This is a genomic window from Pseudomonas sp. NFPP25 (assembly GCF_900116505.1).
Classification (GTDB): Bacteria; Pseudomonadota; Gammaproteobacteria; order Pseudomonadales; family Pseudomonadaceae; genus Aquipseudomonas; species Aquipseudomonas protegens.
In genome coordinates, this window is the sequence record NZ_FPBG01000007.1 from 177,882 (window position 1) to 196,254 (window position 18,373).

Here is an 18,373-nt window from a genome sequence, read left to right on the forward strand (position 1 = left end):
GGATTACATGCGGAACACGCCGAAGCGGCTCTGTTCGATGGGGGCGTTGAGGGCCGCAGACAGGGCCAGGGCCAGTACGTCACGGGTTTGCGCCGGGTCGATGACGCCGTCATCCCAGAGCCGTGCGCTGGAGTAGTAGGGGTGCCCCTGATGCTCGTACTGGTCGAGGATCGGCTGTTTGATCTGGGCTTCCTGGGCGGCGTCGAAGCTTTGCCCGCCGCGCTCGGCCTGTTCGCGCTTGACCTGCACCAGGACTCCGGCGGCCTGCTCGGCCCCCATGACGCCGATGCGCGCGTTGGGCCACATCCACAGGAAGCGCGGGTCATAGGCCCGGCCGCACATGCCGTAGTTGCCGGCACCGAAACTGCCGCCGATGATCACCGTGAACTTCGGTACCTGGGCGCAGGCCACTGCGGTCACCAGCTTGGCGCCGTGCTTGGCGATGCCGCCAGCCTCATATTTCTGCCCCACCATGAAACCGGTGATGTTCTGCAGGAACAGCAGCGGAATCCCGCGCTGGCAGGCCAGTTCGATGAAGTGCGCGCCTTTTTGCGCGGCTTCGGCGAAGAGGATGCCGTTGTTGGCGAGGATGGCCACCGGGTAGCCGTGCAGGTGGGCGAAGCCGCAGACCAGGGTGGTGCCGAACAGGGCCTTGAACTCATCGAATACCGAACCGTCCACCAGCCGGGCGATGACTTCACGTACATCGAACGGCTGCTTGGGATCGGCCGGGACCACGCCATAGAGTTCGTCGCGGGCATACAGCGGAGCGATCGGCGTGCGTTGTTGCAATTGGCCCTGTTTGTGCCAGTTGAGGTTGGCCACGCTGCGCCGGGCCAGGGCCAGGGCGTGTTCGTCGCTCTCGGCATAGTGGTCGGCGACCCCGGAAATCCTGCAATGCACATCGGCGCCGCCCAGGTCCTCGGCACTTACCACTTCGCCGGTAGCGGCTTTCACCAGGGGTGGGCCGGCGAGAAAGATAGTGGCTTGTTCACGGACCATGATGGCTTCGTCGGCCATGGCCGGAACATAGGCACCCCCGGCGGTGCAGGAGCCCATCACCACGGCGATCTGCGGGATGCCCTGGGCGCTCATGTTGGCCTGGTTGAAGAAGATCCGCCCGAAGTGCTCGCGGTCCGGGAACACTTCATCCTGGCGCGGCAGGTTGGCGCCGCCGGAGTCCACCAGGTAGATGCACGGCAGGCGGTTCTGCTGGGCGATGGTCTGCGCCCGCAGGTGCTTTTTCACCGTCAGCGGGTAATAGGAACCGCCTTTCACCGTGGCGTCGTTGGCCACGATCATGCATTCGACGCCTTCCACCCGGCCGATACCGGCAATCACGCCAGCGGCGGGTACGTCTTCGCCATAGACCTCATAGGCGGCCAGGGCGCTGATTTCCAGGAACGGCGAGCCGGGGTCGAGCAGGCGGTTGATGCGCTCGCGGGGCAGCAGCTTGCCCCGCGAAGTGTGGCGCTCCTGAGCCTTGGCGCCGCCGCCTTGCTGGACCTGGGCGAGCAGGCTGTGCAAGGCGTCGACCTGGGCCAGCATCGCCTCGCTGTTGGCCACGAACTCCGCCGAGCGCGGGTTGAGCTGGGTATGCAAGATTGCCATGGACAGCTCCGTTAGCGGGTTTCGTTGAACAGTTCGCGACCGATCAGCATGCGACGGATCTCGCTGGTGCCGGCGCCGATCTCGTAGAGCTTGGCGTCGCGCAGCAGGCGGCCGGCGGGGAATTCATTGATGTAGCCGTTGCCGCCGAGGATCTGGATTGCGTCGAGGGCCATCTGGGTCGCGCGCTCGGCGCTGTAGAGGATCACTCCGGCGGCATCCTTGCGGGTGGTTTCGCCGCGCTCGCAGGCTTGGGCCACCGCATACAGGTAGGCGCGGCTGGCGTTGAGCTGGGTGTACATGTCGGCGATCTTGCCCTGGATCAGCTGGAATTCGCCGATGCTCTGGCCGAACTGCTTGCGGTCGTGGATGTAGGGCACCACCAGGTCCATGCAGGCCTGCATGATCCCGGTGGGGCCACCGGAGAGCACCACGCGCTCGTAGTCGAGGCCGCTCATCAGCACTTTGACGCCACCATTGAGCACGCCGAGGATGTTTTCCTCCGGCACTTCCACGTCATCGAAGAACAGCTCGCAGGTGTTGGAGCCGCGCATGCCCAGCTTGTCGAACTTGTTGCTGCGGCTGAAGCCTTTCCAGTCGCGCTCGACGATGAACGCGGTGATGCCGTGGGGGCCTTTCTCCAGGTCGGTCTTGGCGTAGATCACGTAGGTGTTGGCATCGGGGCCGTTGGTGATCCAGGTCTTGCTGCCGTTGAGCACGAAATGGTCGCCGCGTTTGTCGGCCCGCAGCTTCATCGACACCACGTCGGAGCCGGCATTGGGTTCGCTCATGGCCAGGGCGCCGATGTGTTCGCCGCTGATCAGCTTGGGCAGGTATTTGCTCTTCTGTTCGTGGTTGCCGTTGCGGTTGATCTGGTTCACGCAGAGGTTGGAGTGCGCGCCGTAGGACAGCGCCACCGAGGCCGAGCCGCGGCTGATCTCTTCCATGGCCACCACGTGCGCCAGGTAACCCAGGCCGGCGCCACCGTATTCTTCCGCCACGGTGATGCCCAAGAGGCCCATGTCGCCGAATTTGCGCCACATGTCGGCGGGGAACAGGTTGTCGACGTCGATCTGCGCTGCCCGGGGTGCCAGCTCCGCCTTGACGAAGGCCTGGACCTGTTGGCGCAGCATGTCGATGGTTTCACCGAGGGCGAAGTTCAGGGTCGGGTAACTCATGGCGGGGCACCTTCAAACTTGTTTTTATTGAGGGAATAGGATGTCGAGAGCGGCGCGGCCTGGCTCTCACCTTTACGTTAACGTAAACCTGAGACCGGTGGCTGTCAATCGCCCTTTACGTAAACGTCAACTTGCGCCAGAGTAGCGAGGCTTTCGATTGGAGCCAGGCTGTTTTGCACCTTTCGCCTGGCTCCTGCACACCCACTAATAAAGACAATAGGGGTCGTCATGGAACACTCGGGTTTCCAGCCGGATCGCAGTTACACCCGTGGTACGCAAGACCAGCCGCTGCTGGCGTTGACCATCGGCCAGGCTTTCGATAACACCGTCGCCGCCTATCCCCAGGGTGAGGCTCTGGTGGTGCGCCACCAGCAGCTGCGCTACACCTGGCAGCAACTGCGCGAGGCGGTCGACCTGCATGCCCGGGCGCTGCTGGCCCTGGGGCTCAAGACCGGCGATCGCCTGGGGATCTGGGCCCCCAACTGCGCCCAGTGGTGCATCGCCCAGTTCGCCAGCGCCAAGATCGGCGCGATTCTGGTGAACATCAATCCGGCCTACCGCAGTTCCGAGCTGGAGTATGTGCTCAGGCAGTCCGGCTGCCAGTGGCTGATCTGCGCCGGAGCCTTCAAGACGTCCGATTACCACGGCATGCTCCAGGGCCTGGTGCCCGAGCTGGCGGAACAGTCCATCGGCCAATTGCACAGCGAGCGGTTACCCGAGCTGCGCGGGGTGATCAGCCTGGATGCGCAGCCGCCGTCGGGTTTCCTGCCCTGGTCGCAGCTATCGGCGCTGGGGGCGGGGGCCACGGCCGAGCAGTTGCAGGCGCGCCAGGACAGCCTGGATTTCGACCAGCCGGTGAATATCCAGTACACCTCCGGCACCACCGGTTTCCCCAAGGGCGCGACCCTGAGCCACTACAACATCCTCAACAACGGTTACATGGTGGGGGAGAGCCTGGGCCTGACTGCTGCCGACCGGCTGGTGATCCCGGTGCCGCTGTACCACTGCTTCGGCATGGTCATGGGCAACCTGGGGTGCATCACCCACGGCACCACCATGATCTATCCCAATGACGCCTTTGACCCGCTGCTGACCTTGACTGCGGTGGCCGAAGAGCGCGCCACCGGCCTGTACGGCGTACCCACGATGTTTATCGCTGTGCTCGATCAGCCCCGACGCAGCGAGTTCGACCTGTCGAGCCTGCGGACCGGGATCATGGCCGGGGCCACCTGCCCGATCGAGGTGATGCGCCGGGTGATCAGCGAAATGCACATGAGCGAAGTGCAGATCGCCTACGGCATGACCGAAACCAGCCCGGTGTCGCTGCAGACCGGGCCGGACGACGACCTGGAACTGCGGGTGACCACCGTGGGTCGGACCCAGCCGCACCTGGAGAGCAAGATCATCGACGAGGCCGGCAATGTGGTGCCCCGCGGCACCATCGGTGAGCTGTGCACCCGGGGCTACAGCGTCATGCTCGGTTACTGGAACAACCCTGAGGGCACCCGCGAGTCCATCGATCAGGCCGGCTGGATGCATACCGGTGACCTGGCCACCATGAACCAGCAGGGGTACGTGTGCATTGCCGGGCGCAACAAGGACATGATCATTCGCGGTGGCGAGAACATTTATCCGCGAGAGCTGGAAGAGTTCTTCTTCACCCATCCTGCGGTGGCCGATGTGCAGGTAATCGGCATCCCCTGCGACAGGTACGGCGAGGAGATCGTCGCCTGGATCAAGTTCCACCCCGGCCATTCGGCCAATGAGCTGGAGCTGCAGACCTGGTGCAAGGAGCGTATCGCGCACTTCAAGACGCCGCGTTACTTCAAGTTCGTTGAAGAGTTTCCCATGACCGTGACCGGTAAGATCCAGAAGTTCCGCATGCGCGAAATCAGCATCGAGGAGCTGCGTGAGCGCATGAACAAGGGGTGAACCCGGATGGAGCGTGCATCGGCGCCGGTGCACGCTTTATGGGCAGCAAAGAGGGATCGCAGAAAGCACAAAGGGGAGCCGAAGCTCCCCTTTAATTTTGTCGTTGCGTGCTCTTTTTTTATTATTGAGGGGCGGTCTATTGTTGTTTTTGGCAACCGTTGCCCTTTACTGCTGTTTTTGGCGATCCCCATCCGGGATCAAGAGCAAACGTATTTTTTTGAGCGCTGATTCAATGTGTCGCCAGGGCGATCCAACCAGTTCGGGAGCTACCTCAGGGTAGTTTTATTGTTCTCTGACCGGTTGCGGGTGGCTCTTGCAAGCCCTCCTGCACAGTGCATCCTCTCCAAAAAAATCTGTTAGCTGCGTCTCTGCCGTGTTGTTTTTGTTATCTCAGAGTCGTTACGTCTTATTTTTATTAGGTTTGCTGCTTTTTATTCTTGTTATGCCATAGAGGTAGCAGAAGCCGTGCCAACTTTTTAAAGTCCTTTAAAATCAATGGCTTGATAATTTTGTAGGACAATCTGTACCGCAACAAATTCGACAAACTGTTTCCGTGTTACTCGTTCCCGCCCCAGATCGGAGTGGCCGGTAACACCCGGCCGCACAATGCCTCAGCTGGCGTTACGCGCCTTGGCCACGCGGGAGCCGGAGGGGCGCCCCAGCACGTTGCAGATCTGCCGGCCGGCGTCGATCAGGCGGTCCATGTCGATACCGGTATGGATGCCCAGGCCATTGAGCAGGTAGAGCACGTCTTCGGTGGCGACGTTTCCGCTGGCGCCCTTGGCATAGGGGCAGCCGCCGAGGCCGGCGATCGAGCTGTCGAACACCGCGATGCCCTCCAGCAGGCTGGCGTAGACATTGGCCAGGGCCTGGCCGTAGGTGTCGTGGAAGTGCCCGGCGAGTTTTTCCCGTGGTACCTGGGCGCCCACCACCTCGAACATGCGCCGGGTGGCACCGGCGGTGCCGGTACCGATGGTGTCGCCCAGAGAGACCTCGTAACAGCCCATGTCATGCAGCTCGCGGGCGACCATGGCCACCTGTTCCGGGGCCACTTCACCTTCATAAGGGCAGCCCAGCACGCACGACACGTAACCGCGCACGCTGATGCCGTGCTGCTTGGCGGCGTCCATGATCGGCACGAAGCGTTCCAGGCTTTCGCTGATGGAGCAGTTGATGTTGCGCTGGGAGAAGGCTTGCGAGGCCGCGGCGAACACCGCCACTTCCTTGACCCCAGCCGCCAGGGCATCTTCGAACCCCCGCAGGTTGGGCGCCAGTGCGCCATAGACAACCCCGGGCTTGCGCTGGATACGGGCGAAGACCTCGGCTGAACCGGCCATCTGCGGCACCCATTTGGGAGACACGAAACTGCCGACTTCTATGTAGCCCAGGCCGGCGGCGGTGAGGGCATCCACCAATTGCACCTTGTCTTCGACGCTGATGGGCTGGGCTTCGTTCTGCAGGCCGTCGCGGGGGCCGACTTCGATCAGGCGTACATGGCTGGGGAGTGACATAGAGGTTCACCTTCTTATAGGGAGTGGCGGATACCGGCGCCCGGGCGCAGGTGTGCCGATGATTATCGGGCGGTGCTTTTCTGGTTCAGGATGGTCTGCTCCAGCGCCTGGGTGCAGCGCTCTTCGGCGGTGTCCAGTTCCAGCTTCATCTGTTCGATGTCGAGCAATTGCTGTTCGAGCTGTTCGCGACGCTCGGCGATTTTCGCCAGCATGCTGTGCAGCTGCTTCAGGTTGCCGCTGCTCGGGTCGTAGAGCTCGATCAGTTCGCGGCACTCGGCCAGGGAAAAGCCGATGCGCTTGCCCCGCAGGATAAGTTTCAGGCTGACCTTGTCCCGGGGCGAATAGATGCGCTCCTGGCCACGGCGTTCGGGAGCCAGCAGGCCCTGCTCTTCATAGAAGCGGATGGCCCGGGTGGTGATGTCGAGCTCGCGGGCGAGGTCGGAAATGCTGTAGGTCTGGCTGCTCATGGAGGCGCTCAAGAGGGGGCTTGGCGCTAAGCTAAAGGCAGGTTGACGTATACGTCAAGCAGTCCGAGCCGATCCCGTTCGCCGGCAAGCCGGCTCCTGCAGTGAGGGCTTGCCGGCGAAAGGGCTCAGGCGGTCTGCTGGTCGAGCTTCTTTTCGTAGGCCGTGACCTGCTGGCAGAGCTCGATCATCTGCTCGCGCATCCAGCGGTTGGCCGGGTCCTGGTCGGTGCTCTCGTGCCAGTACAGGTGGGTTTCCACCGGCGGGACATCATTGACCGGCAGGTTGAACGCATGCAGTTCATGGCGACGGGCAAAGCGCTCCGGTACGGTCATCACCATGTCGGTCTGCTGCAGCACCTGGGAAGCCATCAGGTAGTGCTGGGAGCGCAGGGCGATCTTGCGCTGGATACCCATCTTGCCCAGGGCCAGGTCGACATGTCCGAGGCCGCTGCGGCGGCTGGAGATATGGATGTGGGTCAGGGACAGGTAATCGTCCAGGCTGAATTTTTCCTTGCCCGCCAGCGGGTGGCCCTTGCGCATGGCGCACACATAGCGGTCTTCCATCAGCTTGACGTGACGCACCTGGGGGTCGGTATTGAGCGGTGCGTCGACGGCAAAGTCCAGGCGCCCGGCTGCCAGCTCCTTGGTGGTTTCCCGACGCTTGGAGAGAAAGCTTTCGATGATCACCGCCGGCGCCAGGCGCCGCAGGCGCTGGAACAGCGGTGGCAGGATCACCGCTTCAGTGAGGTCGGTCATGCTGATGCGGTAGGTCTTGACCGCTTGCAGGGGGTTGAAAATGCGACTTTCCTGGACCGAAACCCGCAGCAGCGACAGGGCATTGCGCACCGGCCCGATGATGTTCTGCGCCATGGGCGTGGGCACCATGCCCTGGGCGGTACGCACGAAGAGCGGGTCGTTGAAGGTCTCGCGCAGGCGTGCCAGGGCGTTGGATACCGCCGGTTGGGTGATGCCGACGATCTGCCCTGCGCGGGTCAGGTTGGCTTCGGTGTAGATCGCATCGAAAACGATGAAGAGGTTGAGATCGACCTTGCTCAGATTCATTGCGCTGCACTCTTATTGTTAGGGCCTGTGGGAGGGCTCGGAAGCCTGTCGGATCAGCCGATCATATATCGGTGATGAATGTTAATACACGCCGAGAATAGGCTAGGTAAATTTTCGTAGCTGATCTAGCATCGATTTCAGTCCTCCAACACCCGATCGTCACAAAGGTAGAGCTGCCCATGGAATTCGCCTATTCCCCCAAGGTTCAGGAACTGCGTGAGCGTGTCACCGCGTTCATGGATGCCTATGTTTATCCGGCTGAAGCGGTCTTCGAGCGTCAGGTTGCCGAAGGCGATCGCTGGCAGCCGACCGCCATCATGGAAGAGCTGAAACTCAAGGCCAAGGAGGCCGGGCTATGGAATTTGTTTCTGCCTGAGTCGGAGTTGGGGGCAGGCCTGACCAACCTTGAGTACGCGCCGCTGGCGGAAATCATGGGGCGGTCGTTGTTGGGCCCGGAACCCTTCAACTGCTCGGCACCGGATACCGGCAACATGGAAGTGCTGGTGCGCTACGCCAACGAAGAGCAGAAACAGCGCTGGCTGGAGCCATTGCTGCGCGGCGAGATCCGTTCCGCGTTCGCCATGACCGAGCCGGACGTGGCGTCCTCCGATGCCACCAACATGGCGGCCCGTGCGGTACGCGACGGCGACCAGTGGCTGATCAACGGCAAGAAATGGTGGACCTCGGGCGCCTGCGACCCACGCTGCAAGATCCTGATCTTCATGGGCCTGAGCAACCCGGATGCGCCGCGCCATCAACAGCACTCGATGATCCTGGTGCCGGTGGATACCCCCGGGGTGAAGATTGTTCGCCCGTTGCCGGTGTTCGGCTACGACGACGCACCCCATGGCCACGCCGAAGTGCTGTTCGACAACGTTCGGGTGCCCTACGAGAACGTGCTGCTGGGTGAGGGCCGTGGTTTCGAGATTGCCCAGGGCCGCCTTGGCCCGGGCCGGATCCACCACTGCATGCGTTCCATCGGCATGGCGGAGCGGGCGCTGGAACTGATGTGCAAGCGCTCGGTGAACCGTACTGCCTTTGGCAAGCCGCTGGCGCGCCTGGGGGGCAACATCGACAAGATCGCCGACTCGCGGATGGAGATCGACATGGCCCGGCTGCTGACGCTGAAGGCCGCGTACATGATGGACACCGTGGGCAACAAGGTGGCCAAGAGCGAGATTGCCCAGATCAAGGTCGTGGCGCCGAACGTGGCCCTGCGGGTGATCGACCGGGCGATCCAGATCCACGGCGGGGCCGGGGTCTCCAACGACTTCCCGCTGGCCTACATGTATGCGATGCAGCGTACCTTGCGCCTGGCCGACGGCCCGGATGAGGTGCACCGCGCGGCGATCGGCAAGTATGAAATCGGCAAGTATGTACCCAAGGAGCTGATGCGCAGCGGGCATTGAGGGCGATGCGGCCGGCCTGTCGAAAGGCCGGCCGCTGTGAGTTCAGTACACCCAGACCTCCACGCGGCGGTTCTTGATCCGCCCTTCGTCGGCACTGTTGGCCGCTACCGGCAGCTCGGCGCCAAAGCCGCGAATCTCGCGAAACACCACGCCGCTCTTCACCAGTTCCCGGCGTACCGCCATGGCCCGCAGTTTGGACAGCAGGGCCGCGCGGGCCGGATCGTTCTTGGCGTCACCGAAGCCGGCCAGGGTCACCTGGCGGTTCATCTTGCCGTGCTGGCGCAGGTAATCCAGTACCCGATTGAGGTCCTGGCGGGCCTTGTTGTCCAGGCTGGCGCTGCCTTCCTCAAAACGAAAGTTGACCGTCAGGCGCTGCGCCTGGCGGGTGAGCGCCTGATAAGCCTCCGGCATCTGCGGGCCGGGAGCGACACGCATGGCCTGCACGGTCTGGGCGATAAAACCGTTGGCGGCGACGATGGCCTGGCCCTTGCTGCCCTGGGCAAAGCTCACCAGGGCATCGGCCCAGGGGTTCTGCCCATTGGGCGGCAGGTACAGATACAGGCGCCGTGACAGCGGGTAATCCTCGGTGGCGATCAGGCTGTTGAGCGGCAGCATCGGCTGTGAGTCGCCGTCGACAATGGCCACCGCCTTGGCCTGGCGCACATAGGGCAGGCCGATGAAACCTATGCCCTGGGGGTCATGGCTGACTGCGTCGGACAACTGCTCGCTGGATTCGAAACGTTTTGCGCCGGGGCTCAGGGTCTTGCCGCGACGGCTGAGTACCAGCTCCTTGAAGGTGTCGTAGGTGCCGGACTGGTCATCCCGGGCATAGAGATGTACCGCGCCGCCAATGCCACCCAGTTCTTCCCAGGTCCTGGCTTCGCCGCTGAACAGCCGGGCCAGTTGCTCGGTGTTCAGTTGGTTCAGCGGGTTGTGCGGATGCAGGATGATTGCCAGCCCGTCGATGGCGATCACCTGTTCGGCGCTGGGGCTTTTCAGGTCCCCCAGGCTTTCAAGGTCCACCAGCTCGCTGTCCTTGATCGGCCGTGAAGCGGCGGCCAGGTCGGCCCGGGCGGTTTTCAGAGCGGCAAAGCCGGTACTCGAACCGTGGGCGGCCACTTCCACCCGCACCGCTCGGCCCTGGGCGGTTTGCCCCACCACCTGTTGTTCATTGTCTTTGCCACTGGCGGTGATCCTGATATCGCGCAGGCCCTGTTCTTCCATCAGGCCCTTGACCAGGGCCGGGCCCAGCCGGGCGCCGATGGTATTGGAGCCTTGGATGCGCAGGACCGGCGCATTGTCCGGGGCTGGGGGCAGGGCGGCGAATACCGACCAGGGCAGGGCGTAGCAAACGAAACCGATCAGAAACAGGCTGATGGTCCGGCACCAGATATCTCGTTCGCTGACGGTGGAAGCGCGGGGCATGGCGGCACTGGCCTTCTATATAGAGGGAGGAGGTAAGTGCTGGGGACATTAAGTCAGGGAGGTGACAGGGATGTGACGGACGGGGCTATTTGCAGAGAAATGGCGAAAGTCCTACATCATAAATAGCTGTTTTCTCTAGATTTTTTGAGATTTGTCCTAAAGACCAACCTCGGAACGGCGCGTAGAGTGGGCAACTTTGTCTGGCGGGGATTGGGGCGACTGCCAACGCGTCATCCCCCGCGGATGCCTCGGCAGTGTTGAGCTGCTATTTCGTAGTGTGCAAAGGAGTTACAAATGAGTGCCTGGTTCGAGCTGAAGCAGTATGGCAGTGGTGCATGCAGATTCTTGCTGAAGACAAAGGAGGCGCAGACCATGCTTCAAAGCGACCGCTACCCTTGCCGGGACAGTGCCGAGGCGGCTCTCGGCCTGTTCCGCGCACACTGCGCTTCCCCGGAACGCTACGTCAAGAAAATTTCGTCGGGCGGCAAACCTTTTTTCAAGCTCAAGTCCGGTAAGGAAGTGATTCTGGTCAGCCACTTGTACGATTCGGAAGCCACCCTCGAGAGCGCCATCAGCGCTATCGCCAGTGCCGGTACCACGGAGCGGGTCGAGCACATACAGCTGTAACCGCAAAAAAAAAGCCCATCGGCAGATGGGCTTTTTTGTGCCTGTCGATCAGCCCAGTTCGAGCCAGATCGGCGCATGGTCCGAAGGTTTTTCCATGCCCCGCAGTTCATAGTCGACCCCAGCGTCCTTGACCCGTGGCAACAACCCCTGGGAAGCCATGATCAGGTCGATGCGCAGGCCGCGCTTGGGCTCATCCTCGAAGCCGCGGCTGCGGTAGTCGAACCAGCTGAAGCGGTCGTTCACCTCGGGGTTCAGGTGACGAAAGCTGTCCACCAGGCCCCAGTTCTTCAGGCGGGCCATCCACTCGCGCTCTTCTGGCAGGAAGCTGCACTTGCCGGTCTTTAGCCAGCGCTTGGCGTTCTCGGCGCCGATGCCAATGTCGCAATCTTCCGGGGAAATGTTCACATCGCCCATCACCACCAGGGGCTGGTCATTGCTGAAACGGCTTTCCAGCAGGTGCTGTAGATCCTGGTAGAAGCGCGCTTTGGCCGGGAATTTGGTGGGATGGTCGCGGCTTTCGCCCTGGGGGAAGTAGCCGTTCATGATGGTCACCGGGGTGCCGTTGGCATCGGCGAAGGTGCCCCAGATAAAGCGCCGCTGGGCGTCCTCGTCGTCACCTTCAAAGCCTTTATGCAGGGCCAACGGTGCCTGGCGCGAGAGCAAGGCCACGCCGTAATGGCCTTTCTGGCCGTGGTAATGCACGTGGTAGCCCAGGGCCTGGATGTCGGCAAGGGGGAACTGTTCGTCGGCGACCTTGGTTTCCTGCAGGCCGATCACGTCCGGCTGGTGTTTGTCGATCAGCGCCGCCAGCTGATGGGGGCGGGCACGCAGCCCGTTGATATTGAACGAGACAATTTTCATGGTCGGCGGTCCTGGCAAAACAGCGATGCTAGCTGACAACGCCCGGGCCGGCCAGCGTGGCGGCGTGGCGGATGCGCTGCTAATGTCCCAGGGGCGCGGGAACGATCAGCGGCGCGCAGGGCTCGTACTAACAAGAACGCGGCCATTTGAGCCGGGTCCAGGGGAGAGTGACCGTCATGCCTGATTCCTCCAATGTCATCGCCGATATTCACCAGCTCGACAGCGGCTATTCCCGCGAAGCGCGGTCGCTGCTGTACCAGGCCTACCGACATGAGCCGACCTTCGGCTTCATTTTCGAAGCCGATCGCCCCGGCTACGAACAGCGGGTACGAGCCACAGTGCGCGAATTGGTGAAGCAGCATTTTCTTCAGGACCTGCCGGCCATCGGCCTGCTGGTCAATGACCGGCTGATCGGTATCGCCCTGATCGCGCCGCCGCAACGGCGCCTGGGCATCACCGAAAGTTGGGCCTGGCGCCTGCGCATGGTGCTCAGCACCGGGTTTCGCTGCACCCAGCGTTATCTGGAGTATCACCAGGCGGTGCAGGCCTGCCTGCCCAATGATGCGGTGCATGTGCTGCCGCTGCTGGGGGTACATCCGCAGTTTCAGGGCCAGCATTTCGGCGAGCAATTGCTGGCGGCGGTGCACAACTGGTGCGCCGTGGACGAGCATTCCCAGGGTGTGGTGCTGGACACCGGCAATCCGCGTTACCTGGAGTTCTACAAGCGTCAGGGCTATGAAGAGATCGGTGAGATTGCGGTGGGGCCGGTGCGTGAGCACGTATTTTTTCACCCCAACCCGCAGCACTTACAAAGAGCAACAGCCTGATATAGAACTTTCCGTGCACCTGAGCGCTCTATCGCCCTCCCAAGCTCGTGATAGCATCCGCGCCTATGAAGTTTCCAGGAAGATTTACCAGCGGCTTTTTGCTGTTGTTCACAAGCTGTGCGGCGCTGGCGCAGAGCGAATTGGATGTCAGGGTCAAGCCCGCCAATGACGAGTTGAAGGCCAATGTGGAGGGTTACATTGGCAGTGTCGGCGATCGCGATGAAGAAGCCTTGCTGCGGTTCAGCCGGGGCGCCGAGGAGCAGGCGAAGAAAGCCGCCCAGGCCCTGGGCTACTACCAACCGCATATCCAGAGTGAGGTGCGCGGCGGTGACAAACCGCGCCTGACGTTGCGGATCGACCCCGGCGAACCGGTGCACCTGCGCAACGTGACAGTCCGGGTCGAAGGCCCGGCGGCTTCCCTCAAGTCGTTTCGCCTTCCCGACGGCGACCAGCTCAAGCCTGGTGCCGTGCTCAATCATGGCCATTACGAAGACGCCAAGCGCCTGATCCAGAACCAGGCTTCGCGCTATGGCTTTTTCAGCGGGCGCTTTACCCAGCAAAAACTGTCGGTGGACCCCCAGGCAGGTGTCGCGGACATCGACCTGGTCTATGACAGCGGCCCGCGCTACGCGCTGGGCAAGGTCAGCTTTAGCGGCGACTCCCTGTTCGATGAAGACCTGTTGCGGCGCATGGTGCCGTTCAAGGCCGGCGCGCCCTATGACTCCGAACTGATTGCCGAACTCAACCAGGCCCTGCAGTCGAGCGGCTACTTCGAGGGCGTGCGGGTGGACGCCGCGCCTACTGCCGCCGAGCACGAGGTGATTCCGGTGGCGGTCCAGCTGGAAACCCGCAAGCCCCGGACCATGGGCCTCGGCCTCGGCTATTCCACCGACGTGGGGCCGCGGGTCAAGGCCAACTGGACCCGGCACTGGGTCAACCCCCAGGGCCACAGTTACGGCTGGGAGGCGGAAGTTTCTGCCCCGCGGCAGAACGTCGGCCTGTGGTACGACATTCCCCTGGACCCGCCTCTGACCGACAAGCTGCGGTTCGCCGGTGGTTACCAGAATGAAGAGATTGCCGGCACCGATACCCTGAGTAAGTTGCTCACCATCGGTCCCGAGTGGCACAGCAAGTTGCCCAGCGGCTGGCAGCGGGTGCTGTCGCTGAAGTATCAGCGAGAGGAATATCGCCTCGGGGACGACTCGGGCCTGAGTAATCTGCTGATGCCTGGCCTGACTTATTCCTACCTGCGCAGCGACAATCGCATCGACCCGCATAACGGCTATCGCATTCAGTTCGATACCAAGCTGGCCAAGGAAGGGGTCGGTTCCGACACCAACCTGCTGTATGGCACGGTGCTGCTCAAGGGCCTGACCACGGTCTGGGACAACCACCGCTTTCTCGGGCGAGTGCAGTTCGGTGGCAGTGCCACCAATGGCTACAAGTCGATTCCGCCGTCCTTGCGCTTCTTTGCCGGTGGCGACCAGAGCGTTCGGGGCTACGACTATCAGACCCTGTCACCGGAAAACTCCGAAGGCGACCGCATCGGCGGCCGCTACATGGTGGCCGGTAGCGTCGAGTACCAGTATTCGATCGCCGAGAAATGGCGGATCGCGACCTTTGTCGACCAGGGCAACTCTTTCAACAAGCTGGAGCTGCCTAACCTCAAGACCGGGGTGGGCGTCGGCGTACGCTGGGTTTCGCCAGTGGGACCGATTCGGGTCGACCTGGCCCACGCGATGAATGACGACGGCGGTATTCGTTTGCACTTTTCCATGGGGCCAGAGCTTTGAAGCGTGGTTTGAAGATAACGCTGCTGGCGATTGTTGCGCTGGTGATCCTGATCATTCTGGCCGTGGCCAGCGTACTCGGAACCCAGGCTGGCAGCCGCTGGGCCCTGGCGCGAGTGCCGGGGCTGACCCTGGACAATTTCGAGGGCCGCCTTGGCGGGCACTGGAGCGCCGATCATTTGCTCTGGCAACAGGAGGGCAACCGGGTCGAGCTCAACGCCGTGCAGTTAACCTGGTCGCCCGGCTGCCTGCTGCGCATGACCCTGTGCATCGAGCAGTTGGAAGCCGATCAGGTCAGCCTGCTGTTCCCTCCGAGCGGCGAAACCGAAACCAGTTCGGAGCCCATCAGCCTGCCGGAACTGAAGCTGCCGTTGGCCATCGAGTTGGGGCAAGTGCGTGTGGGCAGCCTGCTGTTCAATGGCAGTGAAGAACTCAAGACCCTGCAGCTGGCGGCGCACTGGACTGCCCAAGGCCTGCAGATCGACTCTTTGCACCTGAAGCGCGATGACCTGAGTCTGGATCTTTCCGGGCTGCTGCAACCCAGTGGCGACTGGCCCCTGACCGCCCAGGGCAACCTCGGCTTGCCCGCTCCCGGCGGTGGCCCCTGGTCCCTGGCGTTGAAGGTTGAAGGCGACCTGCTCAAGACTCTGCAGCTCAATGCCGACAGCAGTGGCTACCTGCAAGGGCAATTGAGCGGCCAGGTGCAGCCCCTGGTGGAGAACCTGCCGGCCCAGGTGCGCATCACTGCCGACGGGTTCAAGGCCAGCGCCGATCTGCCGGACACCCTGCAACTGGATCAGCTGGAGCTGACTGGCAAGGGCGACCTGAAAAGCGGCTACCAGCTCGCCGGCAAGGCCAGCCTGCCGGCGGAGCAGGGCCCGGTGGCCCTGTTGCTGCAAGGCAAGGTCGACGCCAAGGGCGCACAGATTGCCGCCCTAGACCTGAGCGCCAACGACAAGCAACACCTCAAGCTCAGTGGGCAACTGGACTGGAGCGAAGGTTTCGCTGCCGAGGCCAAGCTGGCCTGGCTGGACTTCCCCTGGCACCGCCTGTATCCGCTGATTGACGAGCCGGCGGTGCGGGTCCGCAGTTTTGATGCCGAAGTGGCTTACCGTGACGGTAACTACCTGGGCAACTTCAAGGGCGACCTGGACGGCCCGGCAGGCGCGTTCAGCCTGAGCAGCCCGTTCAGCGGCGACCTGACGAAAATCTATCTACCGCAGTTCAAGCTGGCGGCGGGCCAGGGCAAGGCCGAGGGCCACCTGAACCTGCAGTTCGCCGACGGCATTGCCTGGGATACCGCCCTGGATCTGTCGGCCATCAACCCCGCGTACTGGGTGGCGGAGCTGCCCGGAACCCTGGCCGGCCCCCTGCGCAGCCAAGGCGAAATGAAGAACCAGCAACTCAAGCTCAATGCCAACCTCGACCTCAAGGGACGCTTGCGCGGACAGCCGGCGGTTCTCCAGGCCAAGGCCGACGGAGCGGGCGAGCAATGGACCCTGGGCGCGCTGGACATCCGCCTGGGAGACAACCGGATCAACGGCTCCGGCAGCCTGCAACAGAAGATCGCCGGCCAGCTGGAGATCAAGATGCCGCGCCTGGGTCAGCTCTGGCCCGAGTTGCGTGGGCAGCTCAACGGTCGGCTGGACCTGGCCGGCACCCTCAAGGCGCCACAGGGCAAGCTGGACCTGGCCGGGCAGCAACTGGCCTTTGCCGAAAACCGCCTGCAGAACCTCAAGTTGGACGCCACTCTGGATGGTGCGCAAAAGGCCCAGGTGGACCTCAAGGGCAGCGGGATTCAGCTGGGCGACACGCAGTTGGGGACCCTGACCCTGGCCGGCCAGGGCGACATCAAGAAACAGAAATTGCAACTGGACCTGCAAGGACCGCTGTTGAAACTGGCCCTGGGCCTGGATGGCGTCCTGGACCAGGGCAACTGGCGCGGGCGCCTGGCCAGCGGTGATGTACAGACCGGCGGCCAGGACTGGAAGCTGCAGAACCCGGCCCGGCTTGAGCGGCTGGCCAACGGCACGCTGAACTTCGCTGCCCACTGCTGGGCCAGCGGCGATGCCAGCCTGTGCGGTGAAGACCAGCGGCTGATGCCGGACCCGAAACTGCGTTATCACCTCAAGCGTTTTCCCCTCGACAGCCTGGCGCAGTGGCTGCCCAAGGATTTCGCCTGGAAGGGCATGCTCAATGCCGATGTGCAACTGGACTTGCCGGCCAGCGGGCCCCAGGGCCAGATCATGCTGGACGCCAGCGGCGGCACCTTGCGGGTCAAGGAAAAGGACCAGTGGCTGGATTTCCCCTATCAGGCGTTGAAGCTCAATACCCGACTCACCCCGCGGCGCATCGACACGCAGTTGCAGTTCGACGGCGGCAAACTGGGTGAGCTGATGCTCCAGGCGCAGATCAATCCGTTGCCGAAAAGCAAACCGCTGTCCGGTGATTTCCGCCTCAGTGGCCTGGATCTGTCCGTGGCGCGGCCGTTCGTGCCCATGGTGGAAAAGCTCAGCGGCAGCCTCAATGGCAGCGGTCGTTTGTCTGGCGGCCTGCTGGCGCCTCAGGTCAACGGCAACGTGCAGTTGTCCGGGGGCGAGGTGTCCGGCTCCGAGTTGCCCATCAGCCTTGAAGACCTGCAACTGAGCGCGCAGATCGCTGGCGAGAGCGTGCAGCTCAACGGCGGCTGGAAAAGCGGCAAGGCCGGGCAGGGCAGCCTCAATGGCAACATCACTTGGGGCCGGGCGCTATTGGTGGACCTGAGCCTCAAGGGCACCCAACTGCCGGTGACGGTGGAGCCCTATGCAGCGCTGGAGGTGGCGCCGAACCTGAAGATCTCGCTGCAGGAGGAAAAGCTGGCGATTGCCGGCAAGGTGCTGATCCCCAAGGGCCAGATCATCGTGCGCGAATTGCCGCCTTCGACAGTCAAGGTCTCCGACGACACGGTGATCGTCGGCCAGCAGACCGACGACGGCAAAAAGGCCATGGCCATGGCCATGAACATCGATGTGGAGGTGGGCCAGGACAAGCTGGCCTTCAGCGGTTTCGGCCTGACTGCCAACCTGCAGGGGCACGTGCACATTGGTGACAACATGGATACCCGCGGTGAGCTGTGGCTCAACGACGGCCGCTATCGGGCCTACGGCCAGCGCTTGACCGTGCGTCGTGCGCGGCTGCTGTTTGCCGGCCCCATCGACCAGCCTTACCTGGACATCGAGGCCGTGCGCCAGACTGACGACGTGATTGCCGGCATCCGCCTGAGTGGCAGCGCCGAGCAACCGGCGACGCAGATCTTCTCGGAGCCGGCCATGAGCCAGGAACAGGCGCTGTCCTATCTGGTTCTGGGGCGCCCGCTGACGTCCACCGGTGAAGACAACAACATGCTGGCCCAGGCGGCTCTCGGGCTGGGGCTGATGGGCAGCTCGGAACTGACCGGCGGCATTGCCAAGAACCTGGGCATTCAGGACTTCCAACTCGATACCCAGGGCAGCGGCAACAACACCAGCGTGGTGGCCAGCGGCGCCATTTCCGAAAGGCTCAGCCTGCGCTATGGCGTCGGGGTCTTTGAGCCGGCCAGTACCATCGCTCTGCGTTACAAGCTGAGCAAGAAGGTCTATCTGGAAGCGGCGAGCGGTTTCGCCAGCTCCCTGGATATCTTTTACAAGCGCGATTTCTGA

The 18,373-nt window shown here is 62.8% G+C and carries 14 protein-coding genes; 7 read left to right on the forward strand and 7 right to left on the reverse strand.

What is annotated here, in order from left to right:
* Positions 1-3: 3 nt before the first annotated feature.
* Together BM382_RS26050 and BM382_RS26055 are read right to left on the reverse strand one after the other, a co-directional pair.
* A complete protein-coding gene (locus tag BM382_RS26050) occupies positions 4-1,611 on the reverse strand; it encodes a carboxyl transferase domain-containing protein (protein ID WP_072444523.1) in 1,608 nt (535 codons plus the stop codon).
* Positions 1,612-1,622: 11 nt separating this feature from the next.
* Positions 1,623-2,786 (reverse strand): isovaleryl-CoA dehydrogenase, encoded by a 1,164-nt coding sequence (locus tag BM382_RS26055; protein WP_015636316.1) that lies wholly within the window; start codon positions 2,784-2,786, stop codon positions 1,623-1,625.
* A 228-nt stretch (positions 2,787-3,014) separates the two neighbouring features.
* On the opposite strand from BM382_RS26055, the gene BM382_RS26060 reads away from it, so the two are divergent.
* Together BM382_RS26060 and BM382_RS31725 are read left to right on the forward strand one after the other, a co-directional pair.
* Positions 3,015-4,718: an AMP-binding protein gene (locus BM382_RS26060; protein WP_015636315.1), complete on the forward strand. Its 1,704-nt coding sequence runs from the start codon at positions 3,015-3,017 to the stop codon at positions 4,716-4,718.
* Positions 4,719-4,724: 6 nt separating this feature from the next.
* Positions 4,725-4,946: a hypothetical protein gene (locus BM382_RS31725; RefSeq protein WP_125062762.1), complete on the forward strand. Its 222-nt coding sequence runs from the start codon at positions 4,725-4,727 to the stop codon at positions 4,944-4,946.
* Between the two features lie 383 nt (positions 4,947-5,329).
* Here BM382_RS31725 and BM382_RS26065 read toward each other — a convergent pair whose 3' ends face one another.
* From BM382_RS26065 to BM382_RS26075, 3 genes are all read right to left on the reverse strand, one after another.
* Positions 5,330-6,229, reverse strand: coding sequence for a hydroxymethylglutaryl-CoA lyase (locus BM382_RS26065; protein WP_072444521.1), 900 nt, complete (start codon positions 6,227-6,229; stop codon positions 5,330-5,332).
* A gap of 62 nt (positions 6,230-6,291) precedes the next feature.
* On the reverse strand, positions 6,292-6,696 hold the full coding sequence (locus BM382_RS26070; RefSeq protein WP_011062220.1) for a MerR family transcriptional regulator: 405 nt from the start codon (positions 6,694-6,696) through the stop codon (positions 6,292-6,294).
* 125 nt (positions 6,697-6,821) lie between these two features.
* Entirely contained in the window at positions 6,822-7,757 is a 936-nt protein-coding gene (locus BM382_RS26075; RefSeq protein WP_011062219.1) for a LysR family transcriptional regulator, read from the reverse strand.
* 179 nt (positions 7,758-7,936) lie between these two features.
* Between BM382_RS26075 and BM382_RS26080 the strand changes: the two genes are divergently transcribed.
* Complete coding sequence (locus BM382_RS26080) at positions 7,937-9,166, forward strand: acyl-CoA dehydrogenase (RefSeq protein WP_011062218.1); 1,230 nt, start codon at positions 7,937-7,939, stop codon at positions 9,164-9,166.
* 42 nt (positions 9,167-9,208) lie between these two features.
* On the opposite strand, the gene BM382_RS26085 is transcribed toward BM382_RS26080, so the two are convergent.
* The gene (locus tag BM382_RS26085; protein WP_072444519.1) at positions 9,209-10,591 is read right to left on the reverse strand and encodes a substrate-binding domain-containing protein; all 1,383 of its coding nucleotides are present in this window, start codon (positions 10,589-10,591) and stop codon (positions 9,209-9,211) included.
* Positions 10,592-10,885: 294 nt separating this feature from the next.
* On the opposite strand from BM382_RS26085, the gene BM382_RS26090 reads away from it, so the two are divergent.
* The gene (locus BM382_RS26090) at positions 10,886-11,218 is read left to right on the forward strand and encodes a DUF1508 domain-containing protein (protein WP_011062216.1); all 333 of its coding nucleotides are present in this window, start codon (positions 10,886-10,888) and stop codon (positions 11,216-11,218) included.
* A gap of 48 nt (positions 11,219-11,266) precedes the next feature.
* On the opposite strand, the gene xthA is transcribed toward BM382_RS26090, so the two are convergent.
* Positions 11,267-12,079, reverse strand: coding sequence for an exodeoxyribonuclease III (xthA, locus tag BM382_RS26095; RefSeq protein ID WP_019092829.1), 813 nt, complete (start codon positions 12,077-12,079; stop codon positions 11,267-11,269).
* A gap of 176 nt (positions 12,080-12,255) precedes the next feature.
* On the opposite strand from xthA, the gene BM382_RS26100 reads away from it, so the two are divergent.
* The 3 genes from BM382_RS26100 to BM382_RS26110 all read left to right on the forward strand — a co-directional run bounded on the left by BM382_RS26100 (position 12,256) and on the right by BM382_RS26110 (position 18,373).
* A complete protein-coding gene (locus tag BM382_RS26100) occupies positions 12,256-12,906 on the forward strand; it encodes a GNAT family N-acetyltransferase (RefSeq protein ID WP_011062214.1) in 651 nt (216 codons plus the stop codon).
* A gap of 65 nt (positions 12,907-12,971) precedes the next feature.
* Positions 12,972-14,699 carry an autotransporter assembly complex protein TamA gene (locus tag BM382_RS26105; RefSeq protein WP_015636311.1) on the forward strand — a complete coding sequence of 576 codons (1,728 nt, stop codon included), beginning with the start codon at positions 12,972-12,974 and terminating at the stop codon, positions 14,697-14,699.
* A complete protein-coding gene (locus BM382_RS26110) occupies positions 14,696-18,373 on the forward strand; it encodes a translocation/assembly module TamB domain-containing protein (protein ID WP_072444517.1) in 3,678 nt (1,225 codons plus the stop codon). Before BM382_RS26105 ends, BM382_RS26110 begins: the two co-directional genes overlap by 4 nt.

Coding starts and splice junctions, on each gene's coding strand:
- BM382_RS26070 (WP_011062220.1), bottom strand. CDS start 6,696: ATGAGCAGCCAGACCTACAGCATTTCCGACCTCGCCCGCGAGCTCGAC.
- BM382_RS26075 (WP_011062219.1), bottom strand. CDS start 7,757: ATGAATCTGAGCAAGGTCGATCTCAACCTCTTCATCGTTTTCGATGCG.
- BM382_RS26060 (WP_015636315.1), top strand. CDS start 3,015: ATGGAACACTCGGGTTTCCAGCCGGATCGCAGTTACACCCGTGGTACG.
- xthA (WP_019092829.1), bottom strand. CDS start 12,079: ATGAAAATTGTCTCGTTCAATATCAACGGGCTGCGTGCCCGCCCCCAT.
- BM382_RS26055 (WP_015636316.1), bottom strand. CDS start 2,786: ATGAGTTACCCGACCCTGAACTTCGCCCTCGGTGAAACCATCGACATG.
- BM382_RS31725 (WP_125062762.1), top strand. CDS start 4,725: ATGGAGCGTGCATCGGCGCCGGTGCACGCTTTATGGGCAGCAAAGAGG.
- BM382_RS26080 (WP_011062218.1), top strand. CDS start 7,937: ATGGAATTCGCCTATTCCCCCAAGGTTCAGGAACTGCGTGAGCGTGTC.
- BM382_RS26105 (WP_015636311.1), top strand. CDS start 12,972: ATGAAGTTTCCAGGAAGATTTACCAGCGGCTTTTTGCTGTTGTTCACA.
- BM382_RS26085 (WP_072444519.1), bottom strand. CDS start 10,591: ATGCCCCGCGCTTCCACCGTCAGCGAACGAGATATCTGGTGCCGGACC.
- BM382_RS26050 (WP_072444523.1), bottom strand. CDS start 1,611: ATGGCAATCTTGCATACCCAGCTCAACCCGCGCTCGGCGGAGTTCGTG.
- BM382_RS26090 (WP_011062216.1), top strand. CDS start 10,886: ATGAGTGCCTGGTTCGAGCTGAAGCAGTATGGCAGTGGTGCATGCAGA.
- BM382_RS26065 (WP_072444521.1), bottom strand. CDS start 6,229: ATGTCACTCCCCAGCCATGTACGCCTGATCGAAGTCGGCCCCCGCGAC.
- BM382_RS26100 (WP_011062214.1), top strand. CDS start 12,256: ATGCCTGATTCCTCCAATGTCATCGCCGATATTCACCAGCTCGACAGC.